This is a genomic window from Specibacter sp. AOP5-B1-6 (assembly GCF_052376555.1).
Taxonomy (GTDB): Bacteria; Actinomycetota; Actinomycetes; order Actinomycetales; family Micrococcaceae; genus Specibacter.
In genome coordinates this window covers 1-2,601 of sequence record NZ_JBQSVT010000091.1, presented here as the reverse complement: position 1 = coordinate 2,601, position 2,601 = coordinate 1, and the positions used below count along the sequence as shown (strand labels likewise).

Annotated in this window: 2 protein-coding genes; both read right to left on the bottom strand. The window is 58.8% G+C overall.

Going from position 1 to position 2,601, the window contains the following annotated elements; all coding sequences use genetic code 11:
• Positions 1-128 precede the first annotated feature (128 nt).
• Positions 129-872, bottom strand: a complete 744-nt coding sequence (locus tag ACT3TS_RS19535) for an ATP-binding protein (protein WP_444533195.1) — start codon at positions 870-872, stop codon at positions 129-131.
• Positions 869-2,440 carry an IS21 family transposase gene (gene istA, locus ACT3TS_RS19530; RefSeq protein ID WP_444533194.1) on the bottom strand — a complete coding sequence of 524 codons (1,572 nt, stop codon included), beginning with the start codon at positions 2,438-2,440 and terminating at the stop codon, positions 869-871. Before istA ends, ACT3TS_RS19535 begins: the two co-directional genes overlap by 4 nt.
• Positions 2,441-2,601: the final 161 nt, after the last annotated feature.

Here is a 2,601-nt window from a genome sequence, read left to right as displayed (position 1 = left end):
TGAGTATTTGAAGGCTTGAGCAGCACTAGTATTGCCATTGAGCAGCACAGAGTATTGCGATTGCGCAGCATTGGATATTGCTGGTGAGCAGCATCAGGATCGAGAGGCTGCTCACCAGCTGGTTGGGGTTAGCCGCGGGCGGAGTGCTCGCGCATGTTGGTGTCGCCGGTCTCTACCCAAGTCGTGCGGTGCACTATCCGGTCCATGATGGCATCAGCGTGCACGTCACCACCGAGGCGTTGATGCCAGTCTTTCTGCTGGTACTGGGTGCAGAATATGGTTGAGACGGTGTCATATCGGCGTTCGAGAAGCTCCAAGAGCATGCTTCGCAGACTGTCGTCTGGTGGGTTGAGGAGCCACTCGTCGACGGTGAGGACCTGATACGCCGCATATTTGCGGAGGAACTTCTCCTTCCCGCCGGGTTTGTCTGCTGCCGTATGCCATGCCTCCTCAAGATCGGGCATGCGAATATACAGGGCCCGATACTGATGCTGGCATGCTGCTTTGGTCAGCGCTGATCCTAGATAGGTTTTCCCTGACCCGGTGAAGCCTTGGAACACGACGTTCTCGCCGCGACTGACGAACGTGCACGTTCCCAGCTGCGCGATCACACCCCGGTCGATCCCACGTCCCTCGAGCAGGTCCAGACGCCGTAGTTCAGCGTCTGCATAGCGCAGCCCGGCCCGACGGATGAGGCCCTCAATTTTTTGTTGCGAGTAGCATGCGTGAGCGTCATCAACGGCAAGCTTGATACGTTCAGCAAACGGCATCCCCATGGACAATGTCTCGTCCTGCCCTCCGAGCGCGTCAGCTAGGGCGGCCGCCCCCATTTCGCGGAGCTTGTGTTTCGTTGCGGTATCGATAATCGTCACTTGCTGTCACCTCCGTAGTACGCAGCGCCACGCACATACCCGGCAGGAGCGGCAGCCTCAGACACGGCATCGTCAAATCTGGGGTTTCGGTTCCCGGTCTCGTCTTGTCTGGTTTCAAGGATCGGTCGTAGATGCGCATATCGGGGAGATCTGACTCTACTGTTTACCGCGATTTCGCAGGCCCTTTCCACTCTGCTGCTGGAATAGCGGCGAGTGAGACGAAGCACCGCCAGTGCAGGGTTCAACCCCTGCTCTTCGACCGGCACTGACTCGAAGATCCTGTTGACCACGGTCGTTGTATATTCACCGATTCTGCCCGCCCACTCACGCACACGGGCGGCGTCCCACTCCTGGTATTTCGGTCCATCAGGCAGGTCGCTGTCTCGTGTCTGGTAAGTGCCGGTAACTCCGTCGGGGCTCAGGAGGTGGGAAGCGATCCGGTCACCGCCGAGATAGATTTCCAGCGTGCGGCTTGTCACACGCAAATCGACTAGCTCCCCAACATGTTGGTACGGGGCAGAGTAATGATTCTTCTCCCACACCACATGCCCGTCACGTCCCACGCGCCGGCTGTACGCCCACCGGCTAATCTCGTACGTAACCGCGGGCAGCGGCCGCAGCAGGGGCTGTTCCTCGCTCTCGAACACGCTCTGACGGGAGCCTGCACGTTTCTGGAACGGTTCTTGATTAAGCGCTGTGACCTGCTCGTAGACCGCTGCCCGTAGCTGGGCGAGGGTTGTGAACTCTTGGTTGCGGAGCGCTGCGATCACCCAAGTTGCGACGCTCCACACCGTGTTTTCTACGCTCGCCTTGTCTTTTGGGCGGCGAGGCCGTCCCGGCAGCACCGCCGCTGAATAGTGCGCAGCCAGCTCCCGATAAGCATCATTGAGGATGACCTCTCCCTCGCGGGGATGTTTGATCACACCGGTCTTGAGGTTGTCAGGCACAATTCGGGGAGTAGTGCCCCCGAACCAATCAAACATCGCGACATGGCAGCGCAGCCACGTGTCTTGCCGCATATCGAGGGTGGGCTCCACGAACCCCAACCGCGAAAACGGCAGACACCCCACAAAGAGGAACACGCGCGTGACGGTGCCGGTGACTGGGTTGATGAGTTGCATCGTGGGTCCGGACCAGTCAACCTCGGTCGTCTGGCCAGCTTTATGTCCCACGCGGGACGAGACGCCCTGGGACCTAACGTAGTGGGCGTAGGTTTTACAGAACCGGTCATAGCCCATGCTGGGGATACCAGCCGTGTGGCAGCGGTCGCGGTACTCGGCATGGAGAAGTTTCAACGTCACCCCGACTTTAGCCAGTTCACGATGCAACTTCACCCAGTCGGGTTGTTCATAGACGCTCTCGCGAGTGCCGCTGTCGGGAAAGAGGCGTTCATACACTTCGGTCTCAGCCATGCCAGCTGCGGTCTCCCACGAGAGCCCCTCGCGTGCCGACGCCCGCTCGACTTTGATAACGCTGTGCTGGGATACACCCTGCGCTTCGATCTGCCTGAGTGACAGCCCTTCGTGACGCAGTGAAAGCACCAGCTTCGCGTTAATCTTTCGTACCATCAGAAATACTCCTTCTGCCGCACGATAGGGCGTGCGGCAGAAGGAGCTTTGCACAGTGCTGCTCAACAAACAATAACGGCGCTGCTCAACAAACAATAACGACTGTTCTCCAGACACTGCTCAGCCGCACTAGCGGTGCTGCTCAGAAGACCAAATACTCA

Excerpts from the sequence above, each read along its gene's own strand:
- istA (WP_444533194.1), bottom strand. The coding sequence starts at position 2,440 with ATGGTACGAAAGATTAACGCGAAGCTGGTGCTTTCACTGCGTCACGAA.